A 22441-nucleotide genomic window follows, 5' to 3' on the forward strand; every position below is an offset into this window, starting at 1 on the left:
GCGATTTAGGGCGCGCATGAACCTTACCAAATGCTGCGGCTATAATTTTGTCTTTCGAAAATTAGCCGATGTAGCTCAGTTGGTAGAGCAACGCACTCGTAACGCGTAGGTCACCAGTTCGATTCCGGTCATCGGCACCAAAATAGTCTCCAGCAGACGAAAAAACCTCAAACCCGCTTCACTTCCAAGTGATGCGGGTTTTTTCTTGGCTGCAGATGTCTCGCGTGAATATTGCTCCCAAAAACGGCACCCGTGCTCACGGCGGCAGTGCAGTTGAAGCGCTCAAAAAAACAGGGGCTGGCTGGTAGCCTGGGGGAAAAATAACGCGTTCGCCCCGGAGAAGCGACTTGGCAAGTTCGCAGACGCCAAGCCAAACACCTGCGAAACCTGGTTCACGCAGCCTGCCGTCAAGGACTGGCCTGCGGGCCTTCACATGGCGGTAGCGCGCGCCCCTCATCCAACCGACAAATGGAACCCTCAAGGGCGAGCGGTTACTTACCTGTAGATCACCGGACTTTCAGCAGGTTCGATGAGATTTCCCCGATCCTGCGATCTGCTTCTTGCCCCTATGCGCTCAATGCGCGCCAGCAAGTCGCGCGCTTGACCATGCATCGACTTTCCGAATGACTTCGGCACCTGGTGACTGGTGCCAGAGTCTTAAGTACCCCGCCGAATAGATTTGAAAAATGACATCCCGACACACATCAGCGCCTCACGGCCACCATAAAGCCAACAGGATTTCGGTAGGACACGGGCATGAGAGATCCGCACTTCTTGCAGAAAACCATCGAAGGGCAGGTCGGCATGAGGTCGACTTTAGAGGAGGCGATGCAGTGCGCGCGCAAGCATCACACTTCACCCCGATCGCGAGACGATCGGAAATATCCCTTGAGCTCATGAACCTTGTGGCGGCGATAAGAGACGCTGAAGAGGTGTTTGACACCCTTGACAACCATACCGATCCCGTTCGCCGGGAGCTCGTGGAACTCTTGACTCGGCTTCGCAAGAACGAGAACCAAGACTTCCGCAACACATTGCCCGCGCACTATCACCGCTCGCGCCTACACCTGACGATCGACGAGTTGCGCACGCTAACAACTTGCCGCGCGGGGTTGTACAAAACCGTCACGGCACAAAAGGTCCGCCAGATAGTCGATACCGCACGTGGTCGCTATCCGAATGAGGATTCAGCAAACCTCCCGGCCCGCCCCATCCATTTGGCCTTCACAGAAGATGAAATGCTCGATCTGGCCGATTGCTGGGCCACGCTTCCGAATGATTTCGCAGACAAGCTAAAAGAGGTCAAGACCATTCGGGATGCGGTCAAGAGCCGCCAAACGGTACAGTCCGGGTTCGCCATGGTTCGTGCTGCGAAAGCCCTTGTAGCGGCTGTGCGGAATGAGCCAAAAAAGCCCTTACGCGATCGCCGGTTCACGGATCAGGAGATCGAATGGGCCCACGATTGTGGGCAGCGCCTGCATGCCTCGGATAGCGCTCGTCTGGCCGATGCCACGTTTCAACAGGCGTGGAAACGCTACAACGACGAACTCCCGAGCAAACACCCCTTCGGCCTTTTGTTATCAGAAGAAGATCTGAGCACATTGACGGAATGGCGGGATGACCTCATGATCAAGTTCGAGAGTGAATTGCATCAGCTCCGAGTCATGTGGAATCAGCCTATCAGCGAAATGCAAGTGATCAAGCCCAAACCAAGAATTCAAGGCAGCCCTCTGATCTGCTCGCTTCGCTTCGACGGCACTCAAACAACCACTACTCTGCAGCTGAGCGGGCTTCAGTTCTGGAGCGAGTTTTCACTTGAAACCTACCAACTGCCACTGCCTTTCAATGTGATTGTGAAGTAAGCCTTTCGCTCCGAACCCGATGCAAATGCCCGATCACGCCACTGCGCCGCTCCAGTTTTTGCATCACCTGCTCCGTGTCGCTATTGCGCGCGCGCAACCAAGCCATTGCTTACCGGGTTTCCTACCTCCTCCACCCAAAGGCCGCACACTGGTCTTAGGGGCCGGCAAGGCAGCCGCAGCGATGGCGCACGCGGTGGAAGCCTCGTGGCCGGCAGCAGCACCGCTCTCAGGGTTGGTCATCACACGTTATGGTCACAGCGCTCCGCGCCCGGCAGGCCAGGTGCCGCGCGTCGAGATTGCGCACGCCGCTCACCCGGTACCAGACATCGCGGGAATGCATGCCTCCGAGCGCCTGTTGGCCTTGACCCAAGGATTGACAGCGGATGATTTGGTGCTTTGCCTCATCTCAGGCGGTGGTTCGGCACTCTTGACGCTGCCAGCGGCAGGTTTGAGTCTGGAAGATGCACAGCGCATCAACCGGCAATTGCTCGCTAGCGGCGCCAGCATCCATGAGATGAACGCGCTGCGCAAACACATTTCCCGCATCACGGGTGGTCGCCTCGCAGCAGCTTGTGGACCCGCACACGTGTTGACACTGGCCATCAGTGACGTGCCAGGAGATAAGCTTTCGGTCATTGCAAGTGGCCCCACTGTGGCAGATGAAAGCACCTGCGCAGAGGCTCTTGCCGTGGCCACACACTACAGCATAGACCTCCCTGCATCAGTGAGGGAAGCGCTGGAAAACGGGGTACTGGAGACACCCAAGCCCGGCGCCCAGCTTTTCGCGCGCCATGAGGCAAAGCTGATTGCCACACCCCGCCAGTCCCTTCAGGCCGCCGCTGAGGCTGCCCGCGCAGCGGGCCTAGCTGCACACATTCTGAGCGACGAGATCGAAGGAGAGTCTCTCGAGGTCGGCAAAGTACACGCCGCACTGGCACGGGCAGTGGCGCGCGGCGATGGGCCGTTCGCAAAGCCCTGCGTGCTTCTAAGTGGCGGTGAGACTACGGTCACCGTTCAGGCCACGAGGCCTGGTGCGAAGCCAGGCCGAGGAGGCCGGGCCGGTGAGTTCTGCCTGGGTTTGGCTCAAGCCCTGCAAGGGCAAGAAATGGTCTGGGGCCTGGCGGCCGATACTGATGGGATCGACGGTGTGCAAGACAACGCTGGCGCCCTCGTCAAGCCAGACACGCTCACGAGGGCCAAAACCCTAGGACTGGATCTCGCCGATCACGTGTCACGGCACGACGCCTATGGTTTTTTTGAAGCACTAGGTGATCTCGTCATCACCGGGCCCACGCATACCAACGTGAATGACTTTCGAGCACTGCTGGTTCACTGAAACTTGGTGAGCCCCACCGAGTTTTCCTAGAGCGCTGCAAGTTCGATTGATCCAAAAACCCGGCGATTAATTGCGCAGCACATCCACACCCGCGGGAGGCGTGAACTGAAAGGCATTGGAGGGCAGTTGGGCATTCATTTCGAATGCGGTGAAGGTCAACACGGAGCGCTGGCCAAAGCTGTCCTGAATCTCCAGAGTGCTAAGTTCAGGCCCCTTGGTGCCTGGCTTGAAGCCCACCCGAATGCTTTGTAGCTGGCCATCGCGCGTTTTAGGAGTTGCTTTAATCCACTGCTGCCCGTCTTTGTCGGGCTCTTCCGCAAGACTGAAGTCTTTCTCCAGCGCTTTCACATCAGGTGCCGCTGCAACGATAGCGGCAGGCGTAGACCCCAGGACCTGCTCCTGACCGCGGGCAGTCACCTGCTTCAGATCCACATCGTAGAGCCAGAGCGTTTTTCCGTCAGCGACGATGGTCTGCTCGAAAGGCTTGACGTAATGGAACCTGAATTTCCCTGGCCTTTGAAACTCGAACGTGCCGCTTTGCGTTTTGCTACGCGGGGTTTGCCCCTGCTTGGCAGGCGCGGTGACGACTTGAGTAAATGCAGCCTTACCGGAGTGGGCGGACTTCACAAACTGTTCAAGGCTTTCGAGGCCACCTGCCCACGCCCCGGTAGAGGCAGCAACGGCTATGAGTGCGAATGTGGCGGTTTTGACCAAGCCGCGCGTGAAAAAAACACTTGATTTCATGGTACCTGTAGGAGACTGCCGGACTTGGAAATCGCCGGCTGCAAATGAACCACAGCAGTCCATTTCCCCCGGCTTCTTGACCCACAGCTTGGGCTATGGGCCTGCGAATCCAGCGAAAACTGTCCTCGCTGGGGCTCATTCTCGCTATCGGCGCTCCAAGCCCGACAGCCCCCTTTGGAGTGCATCTGCCCGGGCAAGGTTCAACTGCGCAACGATTGGATACATCGTGGCAGTACGCCGCGAGCAATTTACTCGTTGCGGGTCGGCACCAGGATATCGCGCTGGCCGCTACCGCTCATGGCGCTGACGAGCCCCGCTTTTTCCATATCCTCGACCAAGCGTGCAGCTCGGTTATAGCCAATCTTCAAGTGGCGCTGCACAAGCGAAATACTGGCTTTGCGGTTCTTCAGCACGACCTCTACAGCCTGGTCGTACATAGGATCTTTCTCTCCGCCGCCTTCGCCACCCTCGCCCAGACCGCCGTCTTCGCCGTCGGCAGTGCCACCTTCCAGCACCCCTTCAATGTAATTGGGCTCACCCTGGCTCTTCAGGTATTGGACTACCCGGTGCACTTCATCGTCGCTGACGAACGCGCCGTGCACACGGATCGGCAAACCGGTGCCGCTCGGCATGTAAAGCATGTCGCCCATGCCCAGCAGTGCTTCAGCACCCATCTGATCGAGGATGGTACGGCTATCGATTTTGCTGGAAACCTGGAACGCGATGCGCGTAGGAATATTCGCCTTGATCAAACCCGTGATCACATCCACGCTGGGCCGCTGCGTGGCCAGGATCAGGTGAATGCCGGCAGCCCGCGCTTTTTGGGCCAGGCGTGCAATCAATTCCTCGATCTTCTTACCCACCACCATCATCAGGTCAGCAAGTTCGTCGATCACCACCACAATGTGAGGCAGGCGCTCCAGTGGCTCGGGGTCATCTGGGGTGAGGCTGAATGGATTGAAGATGAATTCGCCGCGCGCCTTGGCTTCGTCTATCTTCTGATTGAAGCCTGCCAGGTTTCGCACCCCGGCCTTGCTCATTATTTTATAGCGCTTCTCCATCTCGGCGACGCACCAATTGAGGCCGTTGGCAGCTTGCTTCATGTCAGTCACGACCGGCGCCAGCAGATGCGGGATGCCTTCGTACATGGACATTTCCAGCATTTTTGGATCGATCATCAGCAAGCGCACATCCTTGGGCTCTGCTTTATAGAGCAGGCTGAGAATCATGGCGTTGATACCAACCGATTTACCCGAACCAGTGGTACCCGCCACCAGCACATGCGGCATTTTGGCCAGATCTGCGACCACGGCGTGACCAACGATGTCCTTGCCCAAGCCCATGGTCAGCATGGACTTGGCCTCGTGATAGACCTGAGAGCCCAGGATTTCAGACAAACGGATGGATTGCCGCTTGGCGTTGGGCAACTCCAGCGCCATAAAGTTCTTGCCAGGAATCGTTTCGATGACGCGGATAGACACCAGGCTCAGGCTACGGGCCAGATCCTTGGCGAGATTGACCACCTGAGAGCCCTTCACTCCTGTTGCAGGCTCAATCTCGTATCGCGTGATGACTGGTCCCGGTGAGGCCATGACCACTCGGACTTCGACACCAAAATCCTTCAGCTTCTTCTCGATCAGGCGGCTGGTCATCTCCAGCGTTTCCGGCGCCACGGTTTCCTGGTGCGCCAGAGCACCATCGAGAAGATCGACCTGCGGCAGGCGACTGTCCGGCAAATCAGTGAATAGCGGCTTTTGCTTCTCTTTCACGACCCGTTCGCTCTTGGGAACGGGGGCAATGGCTGGCTCGATCAGAACGGGAATGGGGTGCTGCTCCTCAATTTCCTCACGTTCAAGGTGCACCACCTCTTCACGCTCCCGAGCGGCCTGCTGTCCCAGCGCCTTGTCTTGGGCGACCTCCCGCTTTTCGCGCCGCGTCTCAAGCAGCGAATACAGGGTAGAACCAATGCGCTCGGCTACTCGGCTCCAGGAGAACCGGAAAGTCAGTGCCGCACCCACCAGGCCAGCGGCAATACCGAGCAGCGCTGAGCCTGTAAAGCCCAGCCATTTGACCGCTACCGGACCGCCAAGATAGCCCAGCACGCCACCGGCTGACCCGGGCAAAAGCCCTTCCCAGCGGTAAAGGCGAGTCCATTCAAGCCCGGTGCTGGCAGCGAGCAGCAGCGCAAGTCCGATCCAGAACGCGACGCGGGTGTGTAAGAACTTACCCCAGATATCAGTGGGCGCCTCTACGGCGCCTCCACTCAACCACCTGACAACGCCCGAGATCCAGGAGCGGACGCCCGCAGCCACAATCCACCAAGCGGAAAAACCCAGCAACACATAGGCCAGATCTGAAATCCAGGCGCCCAATTTACCCGTCCAGTTACGGATAGGACCACCGGAGCCGGAGGTAGACCAGGCGGCGTCTTGCGGTGAATGGCTGGCAAGAGCCAATATGAAAAAAATCAGCGCGGCAAGTCCGAGCACCAAGACAAGCTCTTGCGCGAAGCGGCTTGCACCTGTGCGAGGCGCCGGTGTACCAACTGGCGTATTGAGAGTGTTGAGTGAGTAGGCCATGGATATAACTACAGCCATCAAGCTTACCGCATGAGAGGCGGTTTTTCCCGCCGGGCCGCCCCAAGGGGAAAAAAACCCCCTTGGGGGGTAGAGAATCTCACGAAGTGAAGGAGCTCAAGGGGTCATTTCCCCGCCGGGCCGTCCCAAGGGGAAAAAAACCCCCTCGGGGGGTAGAGAATCTCACGAAGTGAGAAAGCTCAGGGGCCCGTTTCCCCGCCGGGCCGCAGCACCCGGCGGATCACCAATCTCAGCCCAGCATGGTCAAGCGTTCTTTGACAAGAATCAGGCCAGTTTCCTGTGTCTTGATAAAGCCACGCTCTTCCAGATCCTTCATCACGCGGCTCACCATTTCGCGCGAAGCGCCAACCATCTTGGCAATATCCTGGCGCGAAATTCTGTCGCGAATCAGCAACTCTCCGTCGGCGCCCTCGGTGGCGGCTTCCAACAACGAGCGAGCAACACGCCCATAAACGTCCATCAGCGCCAGCGACTCAATCTTGCGGTCAGCCTGGCGCAGGCGTTGCACCAAGCCTCGCATGATGGCGTAGGCCATGGACGAGTTTTCCGGCAAACAGCGAGCGAACTCCAAGCGGCCAAGCATCAGCACGTCGGTCTGCACCTCGGCGCGTACTGTGGCTGAGTGCGGCTCGTTGTCGATCAGGCTCATCTCACCAATATGATCGCCCGGCTGCAGCGTGGCCAGAATGACTTCACGACCTCGGCCGTCAGCCGTAATGACCCGAGCCCGGCCGTTGAGCAAGATGAACAGCGCATTGCTCTTTTTACCCTGCTCAACAATTGTCTCGCCACGCTTGAAGCGGCGCTTCACCACGGCTTCCGCCACAGATGCCGCCTGGGCATCTGTCAGCATCGAGAACAATGGCACCCTGCGGATTAGATCGAGACTCGACAACATCGTCATATCAAATAATCTCCACTCTTCACTCTTCCCTCCCCCCAACTTCTTAGAATCACCCTACTTACGCGTGCTCAGCAGCGATGTGGAATGATTCACTTAGTTGTATCGTAACGTAGCACGCAAACTTCCCCAAGAGTTATTGAATGAATGCCAAACACGCCAAAGTCCTGATACTAGGCTCAGGTCCCGCCGGCTACACCGCAGCAGTCTATGCCGCTCGCGCCAATTTGAAGCCCCTGCTGATCACTGGAATGGCTCAAGGCGGCCAGCTTATGACCACTACGGAGGTCGACAACTGGCCTGCGGATGTTGATGGCGTACAGGGCCCTGATTTGATGCAGCGCTTTTTGGCACACGCGGAACGCTTCAATACTGAGATCGTCTTCGACCATATAAGCCAAGTCGACTTCAGTCAACGCCCTTTTACCCTTACGGGCGACAACGGCTCCTACACTTGCGATGCGCTCATTATCGCTACTGGCGCTTCGGCCAAATACCTCGGCTTGCCCTCAGAGACTGCGTTCATGGGGCGAGGCGTCTCGGCCTGCGCTACCTGCGATGGCTTTTTCTACCGTGAACAGCCGGTGTGCGTGGTCGGCGGTGGGAACACGGCTGTGGAAGAAGCACTTTATTTGTCCAACATTGCGAGCAAGGTTGTCCTCGTGCACCGGCGCGATCGTTTTCGCGCGGAGCCCATCCTCATAGACAAGCTGATGGACAAGGTGCGCGCAGGCAAGATCGAACTCAAAACCTTTCGCACACTGGAAGAAGTGCTGGGCGACGCCTCTGGCGTGACAGGCATACGCCTGAAAAGCACCGCCGATGGCAGTACAGAAGACCTTGAGCTCAAAGGCTGCTTCATCGCCATCGGTCACTCTCCCAATACCGAGATTTTCCAGGGCCACCTGAGCATGGAGAATGGCTACATCGTGACGCAAGGTGGCTTGAAGGGCTTTGCCACCCAAACGTCTGTACCGGGCGTGTTTGCAGCTGGCGACGTTCAGGATCACGTTTACCGCCAGGCCATCACCAGTGCTGGGACGGGGTGCATGGCCGCGTTGGACGCCCAGCGCTTTCTGGACCAAGAAGGCGAATAAGAGCTTTCGCCGGGCACTTTAGCCCCCTCAAAAAGCTTGCTGGCAAGCTCCTGTGAGCCAACGCTTAGGAATCTGGCTATAATCGAGGGCTTTTCTGGATTGGCTTGGCTTTTGGCTCGCTGATTTTGGAAGGTCGGCTTGCCTTAATTGGCTTGCCGGCTGACGGGTTACCGCCACCCTTATTCTGGCGAGGTGAGGCCGAAGCGAGTCGCATTTTTGCGGCGTCAGTAACGGCCGATGACAGTGGAGTCACATCATGGCACGCGTGTGCGAAGTAACGGGCAAAGGCCCGATGGTCGGAAACAATGTTTCCCACGCCAACAACAAAACCAAACGCCGGTTCCTGCCGAACCTGCAATACCGCCGTTTCTGGGTCGAAAGCGAAAACCGTTGGGTGCGCCTTCGCGTGTCAAGCGCTGCATTGCGCCTGATCGACAAGAATGGTATCGATGCCGTGCTCGCTGACATGCGTGCCCGCGGCCAAGCCTAAACCTAATTAAAGGAACAGCATCATGGCATCCAAAGGCGGACGCGAAAAAATCAAGCTGGAATCCACTGCCGGCACAGGTCATTTCTACACGACCAGCAAAAACAAGAAAACCATGCCCGAGAAAATGTCGATCATGAAGTTCGACCCTAAAGCTCGCAAGCATGTCGAATACAAGGAAATCAAGCTGAAGTAATTCAGCTTTTCCAAAAAGCGAGCCCGCTGTGCGCAGCGGGCTTCTTTTTGAAGAGAGTCGGAGGAAAGTTGCTCATCTTGAGCAGCTAGAATCCAAGTCTCAAGTTGCAGGAAGCGTGGCAGAGTGGTCGATTGCACCGGTCTTGAAAACCGGCAACGGGAAACCGTTCGTGAGTTCGAATCTCACCGCTTCCGCCAATCCCTCTCAGGGAACGCCGCCAGTATGGCCTTCAAGCCATCGGCGGCTTTTTTTTCGTCTGCATTTTCCGACTGCTCCAGGTCTTCTGCCATCGCGGCCATGAAAGCTTGAGCGGGGTCTTCTCCCAAGATCGCCCGCAGCTTGCCGCGTACGCGCCAGTTCGTAGGCCTTTTCCCCTGCTTCATCTGCGTAAGGCTGGGCGAATCAATTTCTATAAGCGCAGCTAACTTGTTTTGCCCTCCGGCTTCAAGACTGGCGCGCTCTATTAGTTGACTTATTTTATCAAATGTTGGCATTTTGCCAATACTCCAGCGGCATTTGTTAGCATTTTGACAACGTTGGCGGATTGCTCATCTTACCGGAGCCTTCAATGCAAGTCGTTTGTGATGTCAGTAACTTCGAGCTAGCTCTTACCTCCGCTTGCCGGGATGAAAACCATATTGAACCGATCGCTTTCAATGAACTCGATCTCTCCTTCGGTTTCAACCACGAGAGCGTGATGGAAGTTTCGGTCAAGCAATAGCCTTTCGACCGCATCATCGCCCACATACAGAAACACGGCTATGGGGAAAGCTCCGCCACCGATCTGCTGCGCCAGCACATATAGCCGTCCAGCTGCGACCTGCGGCCCATATGTTTCGATCTATTGCAGCCCGTCACCCAACTGGGTTTGCGCTGCTTCAGCAGCGCCTTGCTGCCGGCGTGGGGCGCATCGCCTGTGATCGCTCAGTGCAAGTTGACATTGAAACGCGCCCCACCGATTTCGGCGCGTGTACCATAGTGTTAGATGGCGTGTTTACATGTTTCGCCGAATATTGCTACGGAAATTCCTAGCAAACAACTATGACGACGAAAATCGATAAAGCAACTACGAAAAACCATAGTCTCAGGGTCAACAATGGCTGTAGGTTCAGGAGTCAGCGCAAGCGGCTCAACTTAAGGACTGCGGATCTCGATAATCATGGTGGTTGGTCTGCCAGCACGACCTATGGATGGGAAGCGGGTAAGGCCTCTCCCAAATCCGAGTTCTACGCAAGCACCCAAGACCTTGGCTTTGACGTGGCCTACATCCTCGCGGGGCACCGTTCAGTCAGAACATTGTCTGGCCCCGCACCCGCTCCGGCTGGGGATTCGAAAGCCATTTACCTGCCGTTGCTGTTGCTCAGTGCCACGGGCAGCCTGGGGCAGTGCAACCACCTCATCACAGAAGATGTGATCCCGGGCGAAGTGCCTGTATCGCGTAAGTGGAGCGCTTTACACCTGCCCGGTTGTCGGCCCGGCGCCTTGCAGCTGGTGCACTCACACTGCGACAGCATGGGCGACACGCTGCGCTCTGGTGATTTCGCTTTCGTGACACCGACCACCGCGTGGCCGACGTCAGTGGTTTCCATGCTCTGGAGGCAAACGACTAGCTCTTCATTAAACGCGTGTCCCGCCTTCTAGATGGCAGCCGCGAAATCACCAGCGACAACCCCAACGTGCGTACTGTGGAAGTGCCTCGAGGATCGCACCAAGTTCGTATCTGCGGGCGGATTGTGTACTGGTGGAACGGGTGGCGGTTTTAGACCATGTTTGTAATGCCTTGATCGTCAAGTCACATTAGCCTTGCCATTCGCACATGCAATGAATTTTGCTTAAAAATTTTTGAAATCGATAGGAAACTTGACTATGAGTACTGCAATGACTGAGGAAAACACAATTCATGCTGTTCCTGTCAAACGGTTTTTCGTTGACATGTTGACCAGAGACATTGATCTAGACGGGGCAATCCTAGATCTGATAGATAACTGTGTGGATGGTGCACTTAGAAATAGCAAAGAGCAGATTTCCACTCCAGATTTGAATTACCCGTATCACGGTTATTGGGCAGAAATTTTCATCGAGCCTGATAAATTTTCGATAAAAGATAATTGTGGCGGCATAAGCAAAGAAATCGCAAAAAACTATGCTTTTAAGTTTGGGCGTGAAGATGTAAATCGCGACGATGGAATCGCAACAGTTGGTCTTTACGGCATAGGGATGAAGCGAGCTATATTTAAAATAGGATCATCTGCGGTAATAAAGACAAAAAACAAACAAGATCAATATCTTGTTAAATTTACAAAAGATTGGATTCAAAATAAAGATAATTGGGACCTTGTAATTGAGGATGAAACTCATCAGGAGCTTGAGGCCGATGGAAGTCTCATTGAGGTGAGTGATTTAAAGGAGCATATAAGAATTGAATTCAATGATAATTTAAATTCATATGCCGATCGATTGATCAAATCAATATCAAACAATTACAGCTTCCTTATAAAAAAGGGATTTTCTGTAAAAGTTAACTCAGTGCGGGTGCCTCAAAAAAATAGCACCCTACAAATTTCCGATAACGGCTTTGAAGGCAGTGGCATTGCTCCATACTTCTACGAGACGATAAGTGATGGGGTTTCGATAATGCTGATAATGGGATTTTATGCAAAATTCCCACAGCTGGCCGATGAAAATGAGAATGAAGAGGCCGATGAAGTGGAGTCGGGTATCGCGGAATCAATGGAACGATCTAAATACAATGCTGGGTGGACTGTGGTCTGCAATGATCGCGTTATTCTAAGCAATGATATTTCTGAAAAAACTGGTTGGGGGCTTTATCCAACGACTCCGCATTTTCATACACAGTACGCGGCGATCGGTGGTTATGTAATATTTAATGCGACAGATCCGAAGAAACTTCCTTTGACTACCACCAAGCGTGAGATTGACCAAGGTTCCGTCTTGTATATGCAAGTCAAAGAAGAAATGAAGCAGGCAATCAAAGTCATGGTTGCCTTCACTAATAAATGGAAATCTCGTAGTGTCGAGCGAGACGAAATTCAAGAGTCCTCTAAGAATGTGGACGTTCTTTCTGCAAAGACCGGCATTCCCTCTGCAAGTCTCCGGCGTGTAACCTCACAGCTTGGTGGAGTCAGATTCAAGCCAAGCTTGCCAGTGCCTGAGAGAGCTACGCAGTCTAGAAGGGTTAAGATTCAATACACGAAACCTCGCGATGAATATATGAGGGTAAAAGAGTTTATTTTTGGAGATGAAGAGAAGACGCCGAGTGAAGTAGGTGAGCAATGTTTTGACATCTATCTCGGAAAGACCAAATAAATGAGCGGCGGAAGTTCACCGTACCATTTAAGACTAAACAAATCCATAGAGAGAAATTTGTTTATTGATTTACTGAAAATAGTCAGTAGACATACAAATATTTCGGACTATTGGTATGTTGGTTTTGCTGGGCCATTTTCCGAAGATTTCAAACTCATTCATAGTGCGCTCCGCATAACAAAAATGAAAAGCTTAGAAATTGATGAAAATGTATTCAGGCGACAAAAATTCAATTACTCCCCAAGTTTTATTGAGTACTACAACAAAAGTTTTAAAAGCTTCTTGGAAGATGAATTTTATCAGTCACACAAAGGTGAGGCAAATGCTATAACTTGGCTAGACTATGCTGATGCAAAACAAACATTGCCGCAGTTGCAAGAATTCAGGGAACTTGTTGCTAATTCATCACCTAATGATGTCATTAAAATAACATTGAATGCGAATCCCGCCACCTTAAAAGGACCGGACAAAGTCGCTAGCTTTAAGTCGCGAATGTCACGATTTTCCCCCGTCAACTTAGTTGAAGAAAATTTATTGGCAGCTAATTTCCCGAATACGCTAATGAAATGTATAAAACTATCCCTTGATGGAATAGCGTCCGGGCGAAAAATTCATTTTCATCCGGTGGCATCTTTCATCTACCAAGATACCAACAATAAAATGCTGACTGTGACGGGAATTGTTCTGAATAATAATGATGCTGAGACCATTTCAGCATTTGAGAAAAATACACGGCTAGCCCATTGGAAATTTCATAACACCAGTTGGGAGAATCCTCGTGCTATAAGGGTGCCGTCACTGTCTATCAAAGAGCGCATAGAACTTGATAGTCATTTGCCTTGCGATGATAAGAACAGGGGTCTATTTTTGAAGAGTACCCTCAACTTTCATCCTGAAGAAACCGAGGACGCTGGAATTGCAGCACTAGAAAATTATGCAGAATACTATAGATCGTATAGTTTATTTACAAAAATCGTTGTTTAACGCATTTTTAATATTTTTCAAAATTATCTCGGCAACTATAGGGGAGACGCTATTTCCTATTTGCCGAAAACTATGCCATTTAGTGCGATGCAATGAGAACCAGTCAGGAAAACCCTGCAGTCTTGCAGCCTCTCTCGGCGTAATCACCCTTCCGATCGTTGGGTGAATAGGTCGCACCGCTTGGTAGCTGCCTTTGTCCGAGCCTGTGCCTGCTCTGAGTGTCGGGCAAAACCCATTGGCTTCAAGCCTTGATGATCTTGAAATGGAGTCGGTTTTTCCTGGAAGTAAGGCTGCATACCGCTTGCGCACATCTTCGCTATGAACCGTTCCCATGTTGCCATTGACCAACTGCTGTTTAGTGAATTGGGCAATGGCTGCCAAATCCCCGACACCTTCGGGAATCAACCCCTGGATGCGTAGTGCGTAGTGTGATTCGGGCAGCTTCTCTACTGCTCTAACTCCTTGGGCTTCCGTTTGCCAATCGGAGCGAACCCGCTTAGGCAAGCCCTTGAGTGCGTAGGCAACGGTCACAGCAGGGATTTCAGCCGGTGCAGAAATTAAGGCACGGGCAGCCTCCGGATCTTGGCAGACATCTTTTCGCAAACCAATAAAAAATAGGCGTGTACGCGAAGTAGGCGCGCCGTACTCAGACGCTTTAACAACTATTGGTTGAAGGCAATGGTAGTCGTCTGTTACGTACTGAAAGGCGTCTTCAAGCATCCCTATGTTTTTGTCATCCTGAATGCCAGGCACATTCTCAGCCAAGAAAAAAATGGGTTTGGCTTCGGCCACAATTCGCATGAAATGTGCGAACAATTTGTTCCGCACATCCTTAGGGTCACGTCGACCAATTGAGCTAAAACCCTGACAAGGCGGGCCGCCAATGACGCCCATAAGCTCCCCGTCTTGAATATTTGCTTGACGCAGGATGTCAGCTGCAGAAAGCGTGGCAATGTCTTGATCCAGGTGGCAAGTGGCAGGAAAATTGCGCCTATGCGTTTCATTCGCATGCTTGTCTATCTCCACGGCGGCAGCCAGCGTGAAACCTGCTCGTGCGGCCCCCAGAGACAGTCCTCCTGCCCCTGCGTACAAATCTATAACCTTATTTTTTTTCAGCGACATGGCACACTTTTATGAGTTGCGCGGAACTCTATCAGTTCACGGGTACCCTGTCGATCGACAAACCTTTACAGGCGTGTGGGCGCGGCGCGCACTGCTATGGGCGACGCTCCAAATGGATGGCTCTCGATCTAGATGTCCAACCGGCCCAGGAAGTGAGGCGGTTCAGGCGACATCGTGTTCGTAAGCTAGTTCTGAACTTTACTCTGTATGTCGCTCAGCGTTTCCTCTCGCTGCTTGCACTTCGAGTGCCCACGCCCGGCCTGGGTGCAAATTGTTCCACTTGGGGCTCAGCCCGTTGTAGCTTCCATTCCCAGCGTCGTGATTCACAAGGCCTTCCAGAAATTGGTTCCACAGGGGTGAGAACTTAGTAATCATCAGCGACTTGCTCAGCGGAATCTAGATTTCATCCACCACCAAGCAACGGCAGATGCGGGTGCTGCATACACAGCAGTTCAGGGGCATGGATTTCGAGCCCAGGCCAAAGCCATCGAGGACATCGCCCAGCGATACAACGTAGTGGTTATGACGGAGAAAACCACCAGCATCGGGCAGGTCGTTTTTCAGCTGGCGAAGAAGTCCTTCCCAGCGGCACGAGGCCTTACCGTGCCACTAGAGCAGGTTCTGGCGCTTTTGAACAGGTCGCATGTGTCGCAACAGCATTTCCATAGATTTGTGTCCCGTCGGTCCCATGATCACACTGGTCTGCACACCTACCATCGCCGCTTCGGTCACGAAACCGGCGCGCAACTAGTGGCCTGACACTATATTTTTCACAGCGAGATCTTTGGGATTTCGATTCAACGGCAGTGGCCTCTATCTTGCAACGCGCCAATCGACGTAGCGGTCAAAAGGGATCCATGAAAATGTGTCTCTTTTCTATGTAACATCCAACGGAGACGGGCTAGCATCCCGCGGCGTGCATTTGCTTAGAGATGGCTCGTCTTTGCTCTGCCAGCCCTTCCATATATCTGGCAGTCCCTCCTGCTCGAGCTGCTGAAGCGTTGCTCTCGAGTGCTTGCCTGTATCCGTCGCAGTTTGGCGCTGTCTTTCCAGCGTGTCTAAACACTGGGTGCGCTGGTGCAATTTGAAGGGTGTCTGCCGCGTACTTCTCTCGCTGTGCGTATGCCACGCGCTCTTCCCATGTCAGTCCGTACGGCACACGCACCTCGCGTTCTAGCATCGCCTTTTGGTAGTGGTAGCACGGCTTGTCTATCCAAAAAAGCTGCCCGTTGTGCTGCTTGCACAGGTACACAAGTTCTGAGCTTGGGGTGTCGCTGGAGAGCGGCGCGCTCACGTTCACTTCTCGACCGTTCGCGCAAGGTGATGACTGATACTTGCTACCGCATCGAAACACCTGCGCTGATGTGGGTGCGGGCATACCCAGTGTGGTTGCAAGCACGGCTAGAAGCACTTTGATCATGGCTCTCTCTGCATGTCACGCCATGTTACAGGAGTGCCTGTTGAAGGCATGCGTGCGAGAGTCCCCTCCGCCGAGCGAATTGAAAGTAGGTCTGGCCCTAGTCCCGTCCAACAAGCCCTGCTAGTTGTTCAATTTCGTCGGCGACTAGGCACTTCTCACTCATTGGTAAATCGCTTAGCTTGCCGCAGCCGTCATGTTTCTTCGTTTCGTCAGCAGCGCGACAAAATCCTTTTGGACTTGTTCCCTGTCGGGAACGTTCGGATATCGCAATACCTCGTACCCAGCGCTTCTGAGCATCTGATCTCTGTTTTCGTCCTCGGCCTTTTTGCTGCGGTGCGTGGCATCGTCCAGTTCGATGACGGCCAATACTTCGAACGCTTTTGAGCAGATCGCGAAGTCTGCAATTTTCCGGGAGAACGTGTTGCGCGTTCCTTGCAGATTCGCGTGCAAGATGGCCCCAAAGCTCACTTGTGTCAATACGATCAATGAAGGCAAGGCTTCACTTAATCGATTGAACATGGCTTGCTCTCGATCAGTCAGCAAGGCTTTAGCGACCGGCTTTTCTGAGGTGGGTTCTAGTAACTCCTGAACTGGCTCTTCCGGCACCTTCCCTTGCTTCGTTAGCTTTAAAACGATCACCAGCAAAGCTATAAAAAAAATAGCAAGTATCGCTAACGTCATGGCTTCCTCCCTTTCATCGCATCTTAAGGGGTTCATCCACACCAGCGTGCTCTTATCGCGCTCTCGCCCAAAACACTACGACGGTTGATCTTGACCGCTCCGCCATGACCGGGGATAGCGCAGGCGCCCACAACGATTCAACTTGTGCGTGCTATCGCTGATGGGAATTGGAAGTTCATCGATCTTCCACACGCACCTTGCGCGCGTCCGATAGATATCTATGCCGGATTGAATTCAGACGACAGTTCGAGCGAAGACACATACCTTTGCAGTGCGCTCACCAGACTTTTGGAGAAATCATTGCCCGGACGATCCGTGGCCATGTAAACACCGATTTCTGCCCGCACCAGGTTCTTGAAAGGCCTGCGGCACATGCGCTCGTTTGCAAATGAAGCCACGGACAAGCTGTCTGCAATGGCCACGCCCATGCCTAGCTCAGCCATCTTGCACGCGACGTGAGCGGAATCTACTCGCGTTTGCACGGACAAGAGCTCGTGATCCCACGATGGCTGCTGCCCTCCCCCTCGCCAAACGACCGACGGGTACTCGATGCCGATTACCTGACACCCATTCAAATCGCTCGCCGTGATCATGCTCAGTTTCGCCAGCGGATGGTCGCGAGCCATCAGGCACTCCAGCTTGAGTGGCAGCAAAGGCACGTAGTGCCATTTTTCCGAGTCGCTGACCTTCATACCAATCGCCACATCCACTTGCCGGGTGTCCACCCATTGAATCACTTGAGCGGTATTACCGGTATGAATGGTGCTAAGAAGGTCTTTGTTCGCAGACTGAATCTGCAACAAGGCATGGGGCAAGACGTGAATGGCCGCCGATGGAATGCATCCGATCTGCAGATGCCCCGGGCGGGCCTCTCTAAACTCGGTCGCAAGTTCATTGAGCACCAGCAAGGAGGAGTTCACGCGGCCGATCTGATCGAACAAGGCACGTGCCTCAAACGTAGGTCGCAACGTGTGGCCGCGTCGCTCAAAGAGCCGATACCCCAGAGCTTCTTGCAGTTGAGACAACTGCTTGCTGACAGCCGGCTGGGTAACGTTTAAGCGGTGCGCAGCTTCGGTCAATGTGCTCGAAGTTGAGAGCACCTGCAGCAAAGCAATGTGATGGGGGCGTATGGGAGCACTTTTCATGCAAAAAATCATAACCCCAGGTTTGGATATATCTCAAAACATTCATTTGACTCATGCTTTGGTCTCTTGGGAAACTCCAGGATCCGTTGTAACCCCCCCCTCGCAGGGCCCGCGATGGGTTTTACAAAGGGTCCTTTGGCCGTTCTTCAATCGAGCTGAACTCAACATGATTCGCTTTATCCGAAAATCTCTTTTCACAAGCTTGCTATCGCTGGCGTGCGCCGCTGCCATCGCCCAACCAGCGGCTTATCCCAGCAAGCCCATCCGCCTCGTCGTGCCCTACGGACCAGGTGGCCCCTCGGATATCGTGGCGCGCGTGATCGCCGATGAAATGAGCCGCTCTTTGGGCCAGCCTTTGGTGATTGACAACAAGCCAGGCGCAGGCTCCATGGTGGGAACCGAGATCGTGGTGCGAAGCCCAGCCGACGGCTACACCTTGCTCCTCACGGATCTGCCGGTCACCATCGTTCCGCACGTGCTGAAAGCATCGGCCAAGTACAACCCTGTGAAGGATCTCGAACCCATTGGCCTGATTGGCGGGTCATCCCTCGGGTTTGTGGTGCCAGATGCTTTGCCGGCGAAAACGCTGGCTGAGTTCGTCACGCTGGCCCGCGCCCGACCGGAAGGCATGCGCATAGGCTCGGGCGGCAATGGAAGCTTGACCCACCTGATGGCGGAGGTGTTCGCCCAATCTGCCGGATTCAAGCTGACGCATCTTCCCTACCTCGGCACCGGGCCGGCCATTCCTGATTTATTGGCGGGGCGCCTCGATGGATTGTTCAACAGCTACCTGGCCACGAAACCCTACCTCGACGGCGGAAAGCTCCGCATGCTTGCCATTGCGTCTGACCAACGAGTGCCCGAATTTCCTTCTGCTGCGACCTTTGCTGAAGTCGGCTATCGCGACGTAACGGTCGATTATTGGCTGGGCATCGTAGGCCCGGCGGGCATACCCAAGGCGGTGGTGGACCGAGTCCGAACCGCACTCGATAAAGCGCTGCAGTCCAGTGGAGTCCAGGAGAAATTCACTGCGCTTGCCATCACCAAGGCCACCGACACTTCTGGGCCCGCGCTGACTCGCGCCATTCAGGCTGAATACAAGCGTTGGGGCGAGGTCGTCAAAACGCGAAACATTACCGTGAACTAGATAGTGCAAGGCATGACTACTCCCGTCGCAGAAACAGCGCTGATTTCGATCGCCCGTCGCCTGATTCAAATTCCAAGTGAGAACCCTCCAGGCGACACCACTGCCGTGGCTGAGGCGCTCACTAAGCTGCTGAATGTTCCCAACGTCGAGATCAAACGGTTCGAGCCGCAAAAAGGCGTTGTCAATCTGGTGGCCATCGTTCGCGGCGCCCAAACTGGGCCTCGCGTGGTTCTCAATGGCCACCTGGATACCTTTGCGGTGGGCGATCCCGCCGGATGGTCAACAGACCCTTTTGGTGGTGAGGTGCGCGACGGCCGACTCTATGGACGCGGCGCCGGAGACATGAAATCTGGCATTGCCATCCTCGTCACGGTGGTGCGGGAGCTGGCGCAAAAACAGAGCCAAATGAAGGGCGAGCTGGTTCTCACTCTGGTGTCCGATGAGGAAACTGGAGGCATATGGGGAACGCGCTGGTTGCTCGCGAACGTGCCTGAGTCTCGGGGCGACTACCTGCTCAATGCAGATGCCGGGCATCCACGGGTGGTGCGTTACGGTGAAAAAGGCGTCATGTGGCTCAAGCTCACCAGCACCGGCAAGGCTTGCCATGGCGCCCACGTTCACCTGGGTATCAACGCCATCGAATTGTTGATGGCCGCGCTTCAGGATTTATTGACATTGCGCCAATTGCCCACCAGGCTACCGGACCATGTGCTGAAGGCTATGGAAGAAGCACGCGAGGTTTCCGAGCAGGAGGGTGGCGTGGGCGAGTTCGAGAATCTGCGCGATATCACAATGAATATCGGCTCCCTCCATTCCGGACATGTTCCCAATATCGTTCCTGGCCATGCGGAGGCCACTGTGGACATCCGATTCCCATCGGGCTTCAGCGGTGAGGAAATCAAGCGTTTGATCGCAGAGCGTCTGTCAACGCACCCCGGCGTTCAATGGGAAACGATCCCTGGTAGTGAGACAGAGCCGGCACTCACTTCACCAGACAACCGCCTCGTTCAGTGCTTCTTGAAACATGCCCGAGAAAAAGTAGCGCCTGAGGCCGTGGCCAATATGCGAGTGGGCCTGACGGATGCTCGGCTGTTCCGGCATGCAGGCATGCCCGCCGTAGTCTACGGACCCACCGCTTTCAACATGGGCGGCGTGGATGAGCATGTGCTTGTTGAACAGGTCGAGTCCGTATTCCAGGTACAACTGGCGGTGGCAAAGGAGTTGCTATCTATTGAATGAGCGGACACTACACCCAGCCTACCCCGCCCTGTCACGCTGTCGGGAACGGACGGACTGCGTCGCCAGCGGATCGACCTTCTGGGCAGGTGCGGGCACCGCGCTGATTCTGCTCGATCACTTGGCAAACCTGCGGCGCAAGCCTCATTGAAATGCCCCTCCGCTCCTACTGGCTTGAGCGCCAGCCACCAAGCTGCGAAAACGCTCCATCTGCGGGCCAAACTGCGCCGTGCGACGCCAGAACAGGCCAATATCCAAACGCCAGACCGGCGCAGGCGCTGGCAAGGCACGCAGCTTTCTGCATGCCGCTGACGCCAGCGCGTCTTCCGTGATGACGGTTAACAGGTCCGTCGATTCGATCAACGGAGCCAACACCGCCGGCGTAGCGTCTACCTCCACCGCCGGCACCAACTGCACGCCCGCCTCGTCTCTCATGAAACGGTCCACCCACTGCCTGAGCACGATGTTTCTGGATGACAAGACCCACTGCTGAGCACCCAGATCAGCGACATCGAATGCTCTTTTTTGCAACGGATGATGGATACGCCCCACCACCAGGCTCCGCTGCTGGCCAAGCAGTTGATGATTGAACTCATTCGACACACGATCGTCCATGGCCGCAATGGCGCAATCAATTTCGCCATTACTCAGTAGCTGAAACAGCTGATCGCTTAATTGCACACGGATCGCGAAGCGGCTTTGCTCCAGCATGGCTTTGACAGCCGGTATCAGTAAGGTTTGAATGAGGGCAGGCACCACGCCCACGCGAAGGGAGCCAGTGCTCCCAGACTTCAGGCCAGCGACGTCAGCCGAGACGTTCAGGCTCCAGTCTGATATTTCAATGGCGCGTTGATAAACCACGCGACCGGCATCCGTCAGCAGCACTCCTCGTGCCGAGCGTTCGAATAGCTTCAGACCAAACGAAGTTTCAAGCCGCCGGATGGATTTTGAGAGCGCGGGTTGACTTACTCCCAGTTCGGCTGCTGCCCGCCGGACACTCGCTCGCTCGGCGACGCGCTTGAACCAGAGCAGATCGTTGAGTTCCATAGAGGTCCGAGCAGGTGATTCCTGGTAGTTATCACAATAAACCGTGTTTCAGCATAGCGCAATTCCACGTCGATTCCGATAATCAGGACGACAACGAGACATCAAAGGAGACATGGAATGAACACACTTTTCAAGTTCGGCGGCATCACCCGCCTCCTCGCCACGCTAACCGCCACGTGGCTTCTGGCCACCAGCCCGCAAGCATTCGCCGATACGGCCTACCCCGATCGCCCCGTGCGCGTGGTAGTGCCCTACCCTGCTGGAGGGAACACCGACATCATTGCGCGGGAGGTGGCCAAACGCCTCTCAGTGAAACTTGGTCAGAACTTCATCATCGACAACAAGCCGGGCGCCAACAGCATCATTGGGACTGAAGCTGTGGCCAAGGCTGCGCCAGACGGCTATACCCTGTTGATGGCGATTGGCGCTTACGCCAACAATTTCGCGCTTTACAAAAAGCTGCCCTATGCCCGCTCGGATCTCGCGCCGGTTTCGCAACTGACGAACACCTCACTGGTGCTGGTCACAGGCCGGCCGGGCATCACAAGCGTCAAGCAATTGCTGACTTCAGGCCAGGACAAGAATGCCCCACTCACCTTCGCCAGCAGCGGCGTGGGCTCGGCCGCGCATCTGCTCGGGGAACGTTTTTCAAGAAGTTCTGGTATGACTTCCACGCAGCACGTGGCTTACAAGGGTTCTGCTGAAGCTGTTTCAGATCTTTTGGCGGGGCGCGTTGGCTATATGTTCGACGCCGTCTCTGCCATGGGCGCGCATATCAAGAGCGGTCGTTTGACCGCACTGGCCGTTACCGGGGGGAGCCGCTCACCCCTTTTGCCTGAAGCTCCGAGCATGCGCGAGGCGGGATACCCCGACATGGTGGCTTACGCCTGGTCTGGCTTGCTGGCACCAGCCAAAACCCCCAAGGCCATCGTTGACAAGTTGGCGCTGACCATCTCGGAAGTGCTCAAGGATCCCGAACTGGTCGCCAAACTGGCCTCCATCAGCACCGATCCTGTGGGCAGCACGCCCGCCGATTTCGACAAATTTCTCATCAGCGAGTCAGACGTCAACGGCAAAGTCATCAAAGCGCTGAACATTTCTCTGGACTGAGC

22 protein-coding genes and 2 tRNA genes are annotated in these 22441 nt (G+C 54.7%); 14 read left to right on the forward strand and 10 right to left on the reverse strand.

The genetic code is table 11. The features are described from left to right. Positions 1 to 64 precede the first annotated feature (64 nt). The 3 genes from G518_RS0104740 to G518_RS0104760 all read left to right on the forward strand — a co-directional run bounded on the left by G518_RS0104740 (position 65) and on the right by G518_RS0104760 (position 3198). Positions 65 to 140: transfer RNA gene (locus G518_RS0104740), tRNA-Thr, on the forward strand. A 792-nt stretch (positions 141 to 932) separates the two neighbouring features. Beyond that, entirely contained in the window at positions 933 to 1862 is a 930-nt protein-coding gene (locus tag G518_RS0104755) for a hypothetical protein (RefSeq protein WP_156909280.1), read from the forward strand. Positions 1863 to 1881: 19 nt separating this feature from the next. Next, a complete protein-coding gene (locus tag G518_RS0104760; protein ID WP_051236035.1) occupies positions 1882 to 3198 on the forward strand; it encodes a glycerate kinase type-2 family protein in 1317 nt (438 codons plus the stop codon). Positions 3199 to 3264: 66 nt separating this feature from the next. Here G518_RS0104760 and lolA read toward each other — a convergent pair whose 3' ends face one another. The 3 genes from lolA to G518_RS0104775 form a co-directional block, all read right to left on the reverse strand. Continuing rightward, complete coding sequence (gene lolA, locus G518_RS0104765; protein WP_084651473.1) at positions 3265 to 3942, reverse strand: outer membrane lipoprotein periplasmic chaperone LolA; 678 nt, start codon at positions 3940 to 3942, stop codon at positions 3265 to 3267. Positions 3943 to 4190: 248 nt separating this feature from the next. Further along, complete coding sequence (locus G518_RS0104770; protein ID WP_028601559.1) at positions 4191 to 6521, reverse strand: DNA translocase FtsK; 2331 nt, start codon at positions 6519 to 6521, stop codon at positions 4191 to 4193. A 247-nt stretch (positions 6522 to 6768) separates the two neighbouring features. Then, on the reverse strand, positions 6769 to 7443 hold the full coding sequence (locus tag G518_RS0104775; RefSeq protein WP_028601560.1) for a Crp/Fnr family transcriptional regulator: 675 nt from the start codon (positions 7441 to 7443) through the stop codon (positions 6769 to 6771). 140 nt (positions 7444 to 7583) lie between these two features. Here G518_RS0104775 and trxB point away from each other — a divergent pair, with 140 nt between their 5' ends. From trxB to G518_RS0104795, 4 genes are all read left to right on the forward strand, one after another. Then, entirely contained in the window at positions 7584 to 8537 is a 954-nt protein-coding gene (gene trxB, locus G518_RS0104780; RefSeq protein ID WP_028601561.1) for a thioredoxin-disulfide reductase, read from the forward strand. Positions 8538 to 8793: 256 nt separating this feature from the next. Continuing rightward, positions 8794 to 9027, forward strand: a complete 234-nt coding sequence (gene rpmB / locus G518_RS0104785) for a 50S ribosomal protein L28 (RefSeq protein WP_028601562.1) — start codon at positions 8794 to 8796, stop codon at positions 9025 to 9027. Between the two features lie 22 nt (positions 9028 to 9049). Next, on the forward strand, positions 9050 to 9220 hold the full coding sequence (rpmG, locus tag G518_RS0104790) for a 50S ribosomal protein L33 (protein ID WP_019425810.1): 171 nt from the start codon (positions 9050 to 9052) through the stop codon (positions 9218 to 9220). A gap of 109 nt (positions 9221 to 9329) precedes the next feature. After that, positions 9330 to 9417: transfer RNA gene (locus tag G518_RS0104795), tRNA-Ser, on the forward strand. Here the strand turns inward: G518_RS0104795 and G518_RS39145 are convergent. After that, positions 9403 to 9714, reverse strand: coding sequence for a hypothetical protein (locus G518_RS39145; RefSeq protein WP_028601563.1), 312 nt, complete (start codon positions 9712 to 9714; stop codon positions 9403 to 9405). The genes G518_RS0104795 and G518_RS39145 overlap by 15 nt on opposite strands. Before the next feature lie 74 nt (positions 9715 to 9788). Between G518_RS39145 and G518_RS40340 the strand changes: the two genes are divergently transcribed. The 4 genes from G518_RS40340 (at position 9789) to G518_RS39845 (ending at position 13531) form a co-directional block, all read left to right on the forward strand. Continuing rightward, positions 9789 to 9941, forward strand: coding sequence for a hypothetical protein (locus G518_RS40340; RefSeq protein ID WP_169457896.1), 153 nt, complete (start codon positions 9789 to 9791; stop codon positions 9939 to 9941). Between the two features lie 320 nt (positions 9942 to 10261). After that, positions 10262 to 10861 carry a helix-turn-helix domain-containing protein gene (locus G518_RS33900; protein WP_051236036.1) on the forward strand — a complete coding sequence of 200 codons (600 nt, stop codon included), beginning with the start codon at positions 10262 to 10264 and terminating at the stop codon, positions 10859 to 10861. 225 nt (positions 10862 to 11086) lie between these two features. After that, positions 11087 to 12547, forward strand: a complete 1461-nt coding sequence (locus tag G518_RS0104820) for an ATP-binding protein (RefSeq protein ID WP_051236037.1) — start codon at positions 11087 to 11089, stop codon at positions 12545 to 12547. Next, positions 12548 to 13531: an O-methyltransferase gene (locus G518_RS39845; protein WP_156909281.1), complete on the forward strand. Its 984-nt coding sequence runs from the start codon at positions 12548 to 12550 to the stop codon at positions 13529 to 13531. On the opposite strand, the gene G518_RS0104825 is transcribed toward G518_RS39845, so the two are convergent. The 5 genes from G518_RS0104825 to G518_RS0104850 form a co-directional block, all read right to left on the reverse strand. Beyond that, positions 13508 to 14653, reverse strand: coding sequence for a DNA cytosine methyltransferase (locus G518_RS0104825; protein WP_028601567.1), 1146 nt, complete (start codon positions 14651 to 14653; stop codon positions 13508 to 13510). The two genes, G518_RS39845 and G518_RS0104825, sit on opposite strands and share 24 nt — an antisense overlap. A gap of 198 nt (positions 14654 to 14851) precedes the next feature. Next, on the reverse strand, positions 14852 to 15028 hold the full coding sequence (locus tag G518_RS40910) for an Eco29kI family restriction endonuclease (protein WP_245597901.1): 177 nt from the start codon (positions 15026 to 15028) through the stop codon (positions 14852 to 14854). 526 nt (positions 15029 to 15554) lie between these two features. Continuing rightward, positions 15555 to 16073: a hypothetical protein gene (locus G518_RS40610; protein ID WP_028601569.1), complete on the reverse strand. Its 519-nt coding sequence runs from the start codon at positions 16071 to 16073 to the stop codon at positions 15555 to 15557. A gap of 174 nt (positions 16074 to 16247) precedes the next feature. Continuing rightward, positions 16248 to 16754: a DUF2726 domain-containing protein gene (locus tag G518_RS33910; protein ID WP_084651475.1), complete on the reverse strand. Its 507-nt coding sequence runs from the start codon at positions 16752 to 16754 to the stop codon at positions 16248 to 16250. A 218-nt stretch (positions 16755 to 16972) separates the two neighbouring features. Beyond that, positions 16973 to 17899, reverse strand: coding sequence for a LysR family transcriptional regulator (locus G518_RS0104850; RefSeq protein ID WP_169457897.1), 927 nt, complete (start codon positions 17897 to 17899; stop codon positions 16973 to 16975). 166 nt (positions 17900 to 18065) lie between these two features. Here G518_RS0104850 and G518_RS0104855 point away from each other — a divergent pair, with 166 nt between their 5' ends. Both G518_RS0104855 and G518_RS33915 read left to right on the forward strand, forming a co-directional pair. Then, positions 18066 to 19046, forward strand: a complete 981-nt coding sequence (locus G518_RS0104855; RefSeq protein ID WP_051236038.1) for a Bug family tripartite tricarboxylate transporter substrate binding protein — start codon at positions 18066 to 18068, stop codon at positions 19044 to 19046. Between the two features lie 12 nt (positions 19047 to 19058). Next, a complete protein-coding gene (locus G518_RS33915) occupies positions 19059 to 20285 on the forward strand; it encodes an ArgE/DapE family deacylase (protein ID WP_051236040.1) in 1227 nt (408 codons plus the stop codon). Positions 20286 to 20426: 141 nt separating this feature from the next. Here the strand turns inward: G518_RS33915 and G518_RS0104865 are convergent, their stop codons facing one another. Then, positions 20427 to 21329: a LysR family transcriptional regulator gene (locus tag G518_RS0104865; protein ID WP_028601572.1), complete on the reverse strand. Its 903-nt coding sequence runs from the start codon at positions 21327 to 21329 to the stop codon at positions 20427 to 20429. A gap of 117 nt (positions 21330 to 21446) precedes the next feature. On the opposite strand from G518_RS0104865, the gene G518_RS0104870 reads away from it, so the two are divergent. Beyond that, positions 21447 to 22439, forward strand: coding sequence for a Bug family tripartite tricarboxylate transporter substrate binding protein (locus G518_RS0104870; protein WP_028601573.1), 993 nt, complete (start codon positions 21447 to 21449; stop codon positions 22437 to 22439). Positions 22440 to 22441: the final 2 nt, after the last annotated feature.

Origin of the sequence: Ottowia thiooxydans DSM 14619, assembly GCF_000422885.1 — a bacterium.
GTDB lineage: Bacteria > Pseudomonadota > Gammaproteobacteria > Burkholderiales > Burkholderiaceae_C > Ottowia > Ottowia thiooxydans.

Coding starts and splice junctions, on each gene's coding strand:
- G518_RS33910 (WP_084651475.1), bottom strand. CDS start 16,754: ATGACGTTAGCGATACTTGCTATTTTTTTTATAGCTTTGCTGGTGATC.
- G518_RS39145 (WP_028601563.1), bottom strand. CDS start 9,714: ATGCCAACATTTGATAAAATAAGTCAACTAATAGAGCGCGCCAGTCTT.
- G518_RS0104870 (WP_028601573.1), top strand. CDS start 21,447: ATGAACACACTTTTCAAGTTCGGCGGCATCACCCGCCTCCTCGCCACG.
- G518_RS33915 (WP_051236040.1), top strand. CDS start 19,059: ATGACTACTCCCGTCGCAGAAACAGCGCTGATTTCGATCGCCCGTCGC.
- G518_RS0104770 (WP_028601559.1), bottom strand. CDS start 6,521: ATGGCCTACTCACTCAACACTCTCAATACGCCAGTTGGTACACCGGCG.
- G518_RS0104760 (WP_051236035.1), top strand. CDS start 1,882: ATGCAAATGCCCGATCACGCCACTGCGCCGCTCCAGTTTTTGCATCAC.
- G518_RS40340 (WP_169457896.1), top strand. CDS start 9,789: ATGCAAGTCGTTTGTGATGTCAGTAACTTCGAGCTAGCTCTTACCTCC.
- G518_RS0104850 (WP_169457897.1), bottom strand. CDS start 17,899: ATGAAAAGTGCTCCCATACGCCCCCATCACATTGCTTTGCTGCAGGTG.
- G518_RS0104775 (WP_028601560.1), bottom strand. CDS start 7,443: ATGACGATGTTGTCGAGTCTCGATCTAATCCGCAGGGTGCCATTGTTC.
- G518_RS39845 (WP_156909281.1), top strand. CDS start 12,548: ATGAGCGGCGGAAGTTCACCGTACCATTTAAGACTAAACAAATCCATA.
- trxB (WP_028601561.1), top strand. CDS start 7,584: ATGAATGCCAAACACGCCAAAGTCCTGATACTAGGCTCAGGTCCCGCC.
- G518_RS40610 (WP_028601569.1), bottom strand. CDS start 16,073: ATGATCAAAGTGCTTCTAGCCGTGCTTGCAACCACACTGGGTATGCCC.
- G518_RS0104865 (WP_028601572.1), bottom strand. CDS start 21,329: ATGGAACTCAACGATCTGCTCTGGTTCAAGCGCGTCGCCGAGCGAGCG.
- rpmG (WP_019425810.1), top strand. CDS start 9,050: ATGGCATCCAAAGGCGGACGCGAAAAAATCAAGCTGGAATCCACTGCC.
- G518_RS33900 (WP_051236036.1), top strand. CDS start 10,262: ATGACGACGAAAATCGATAAAGCAACTACGAAAAACCATAGTCTCAGG.
- G518_RS0104855 (WP_051236038.1), top strand. CDS start 18,066: ATGATTCGCTTTATCCGAAAATCTCTTTTCACAAGCTTGCTATCGCTG.
- rpmB (WP_028601562.1), top strand. CDS start 8,794: ATGGCACGCGTGTGCGAAGTAACGGGCAAAGGCCCGATGGTCGGAAAC.
- lolA (WP_084651473.1), bottom strand. CDS start 3,942: ATGAAATCAAGTGTTTTTTTCACGCGCGGCTTGGTCAAAACCGCCACA.
- G518_RS0104825 (WP_028601567.1), bottom strand. CDS start 14,653: ATGTCGCTGAAAAAAAATAAGGTTATAGATTTGTACGCAGGGGCAGGA.
- G518_RS0104820 (WP_051236037.1), top strand. CDS start 11,087: ATGAGTACTGCAATGACTGAGGAAAACACAATTCATGCTGTTCCTGTC.
- G518_RS40910 (WP_245597901.1), bottom strand. CDS start 15,028: ATGATTACTAAGTTCTCACCCCTGTGGAACCAATTTCTGGAAGGCCTT.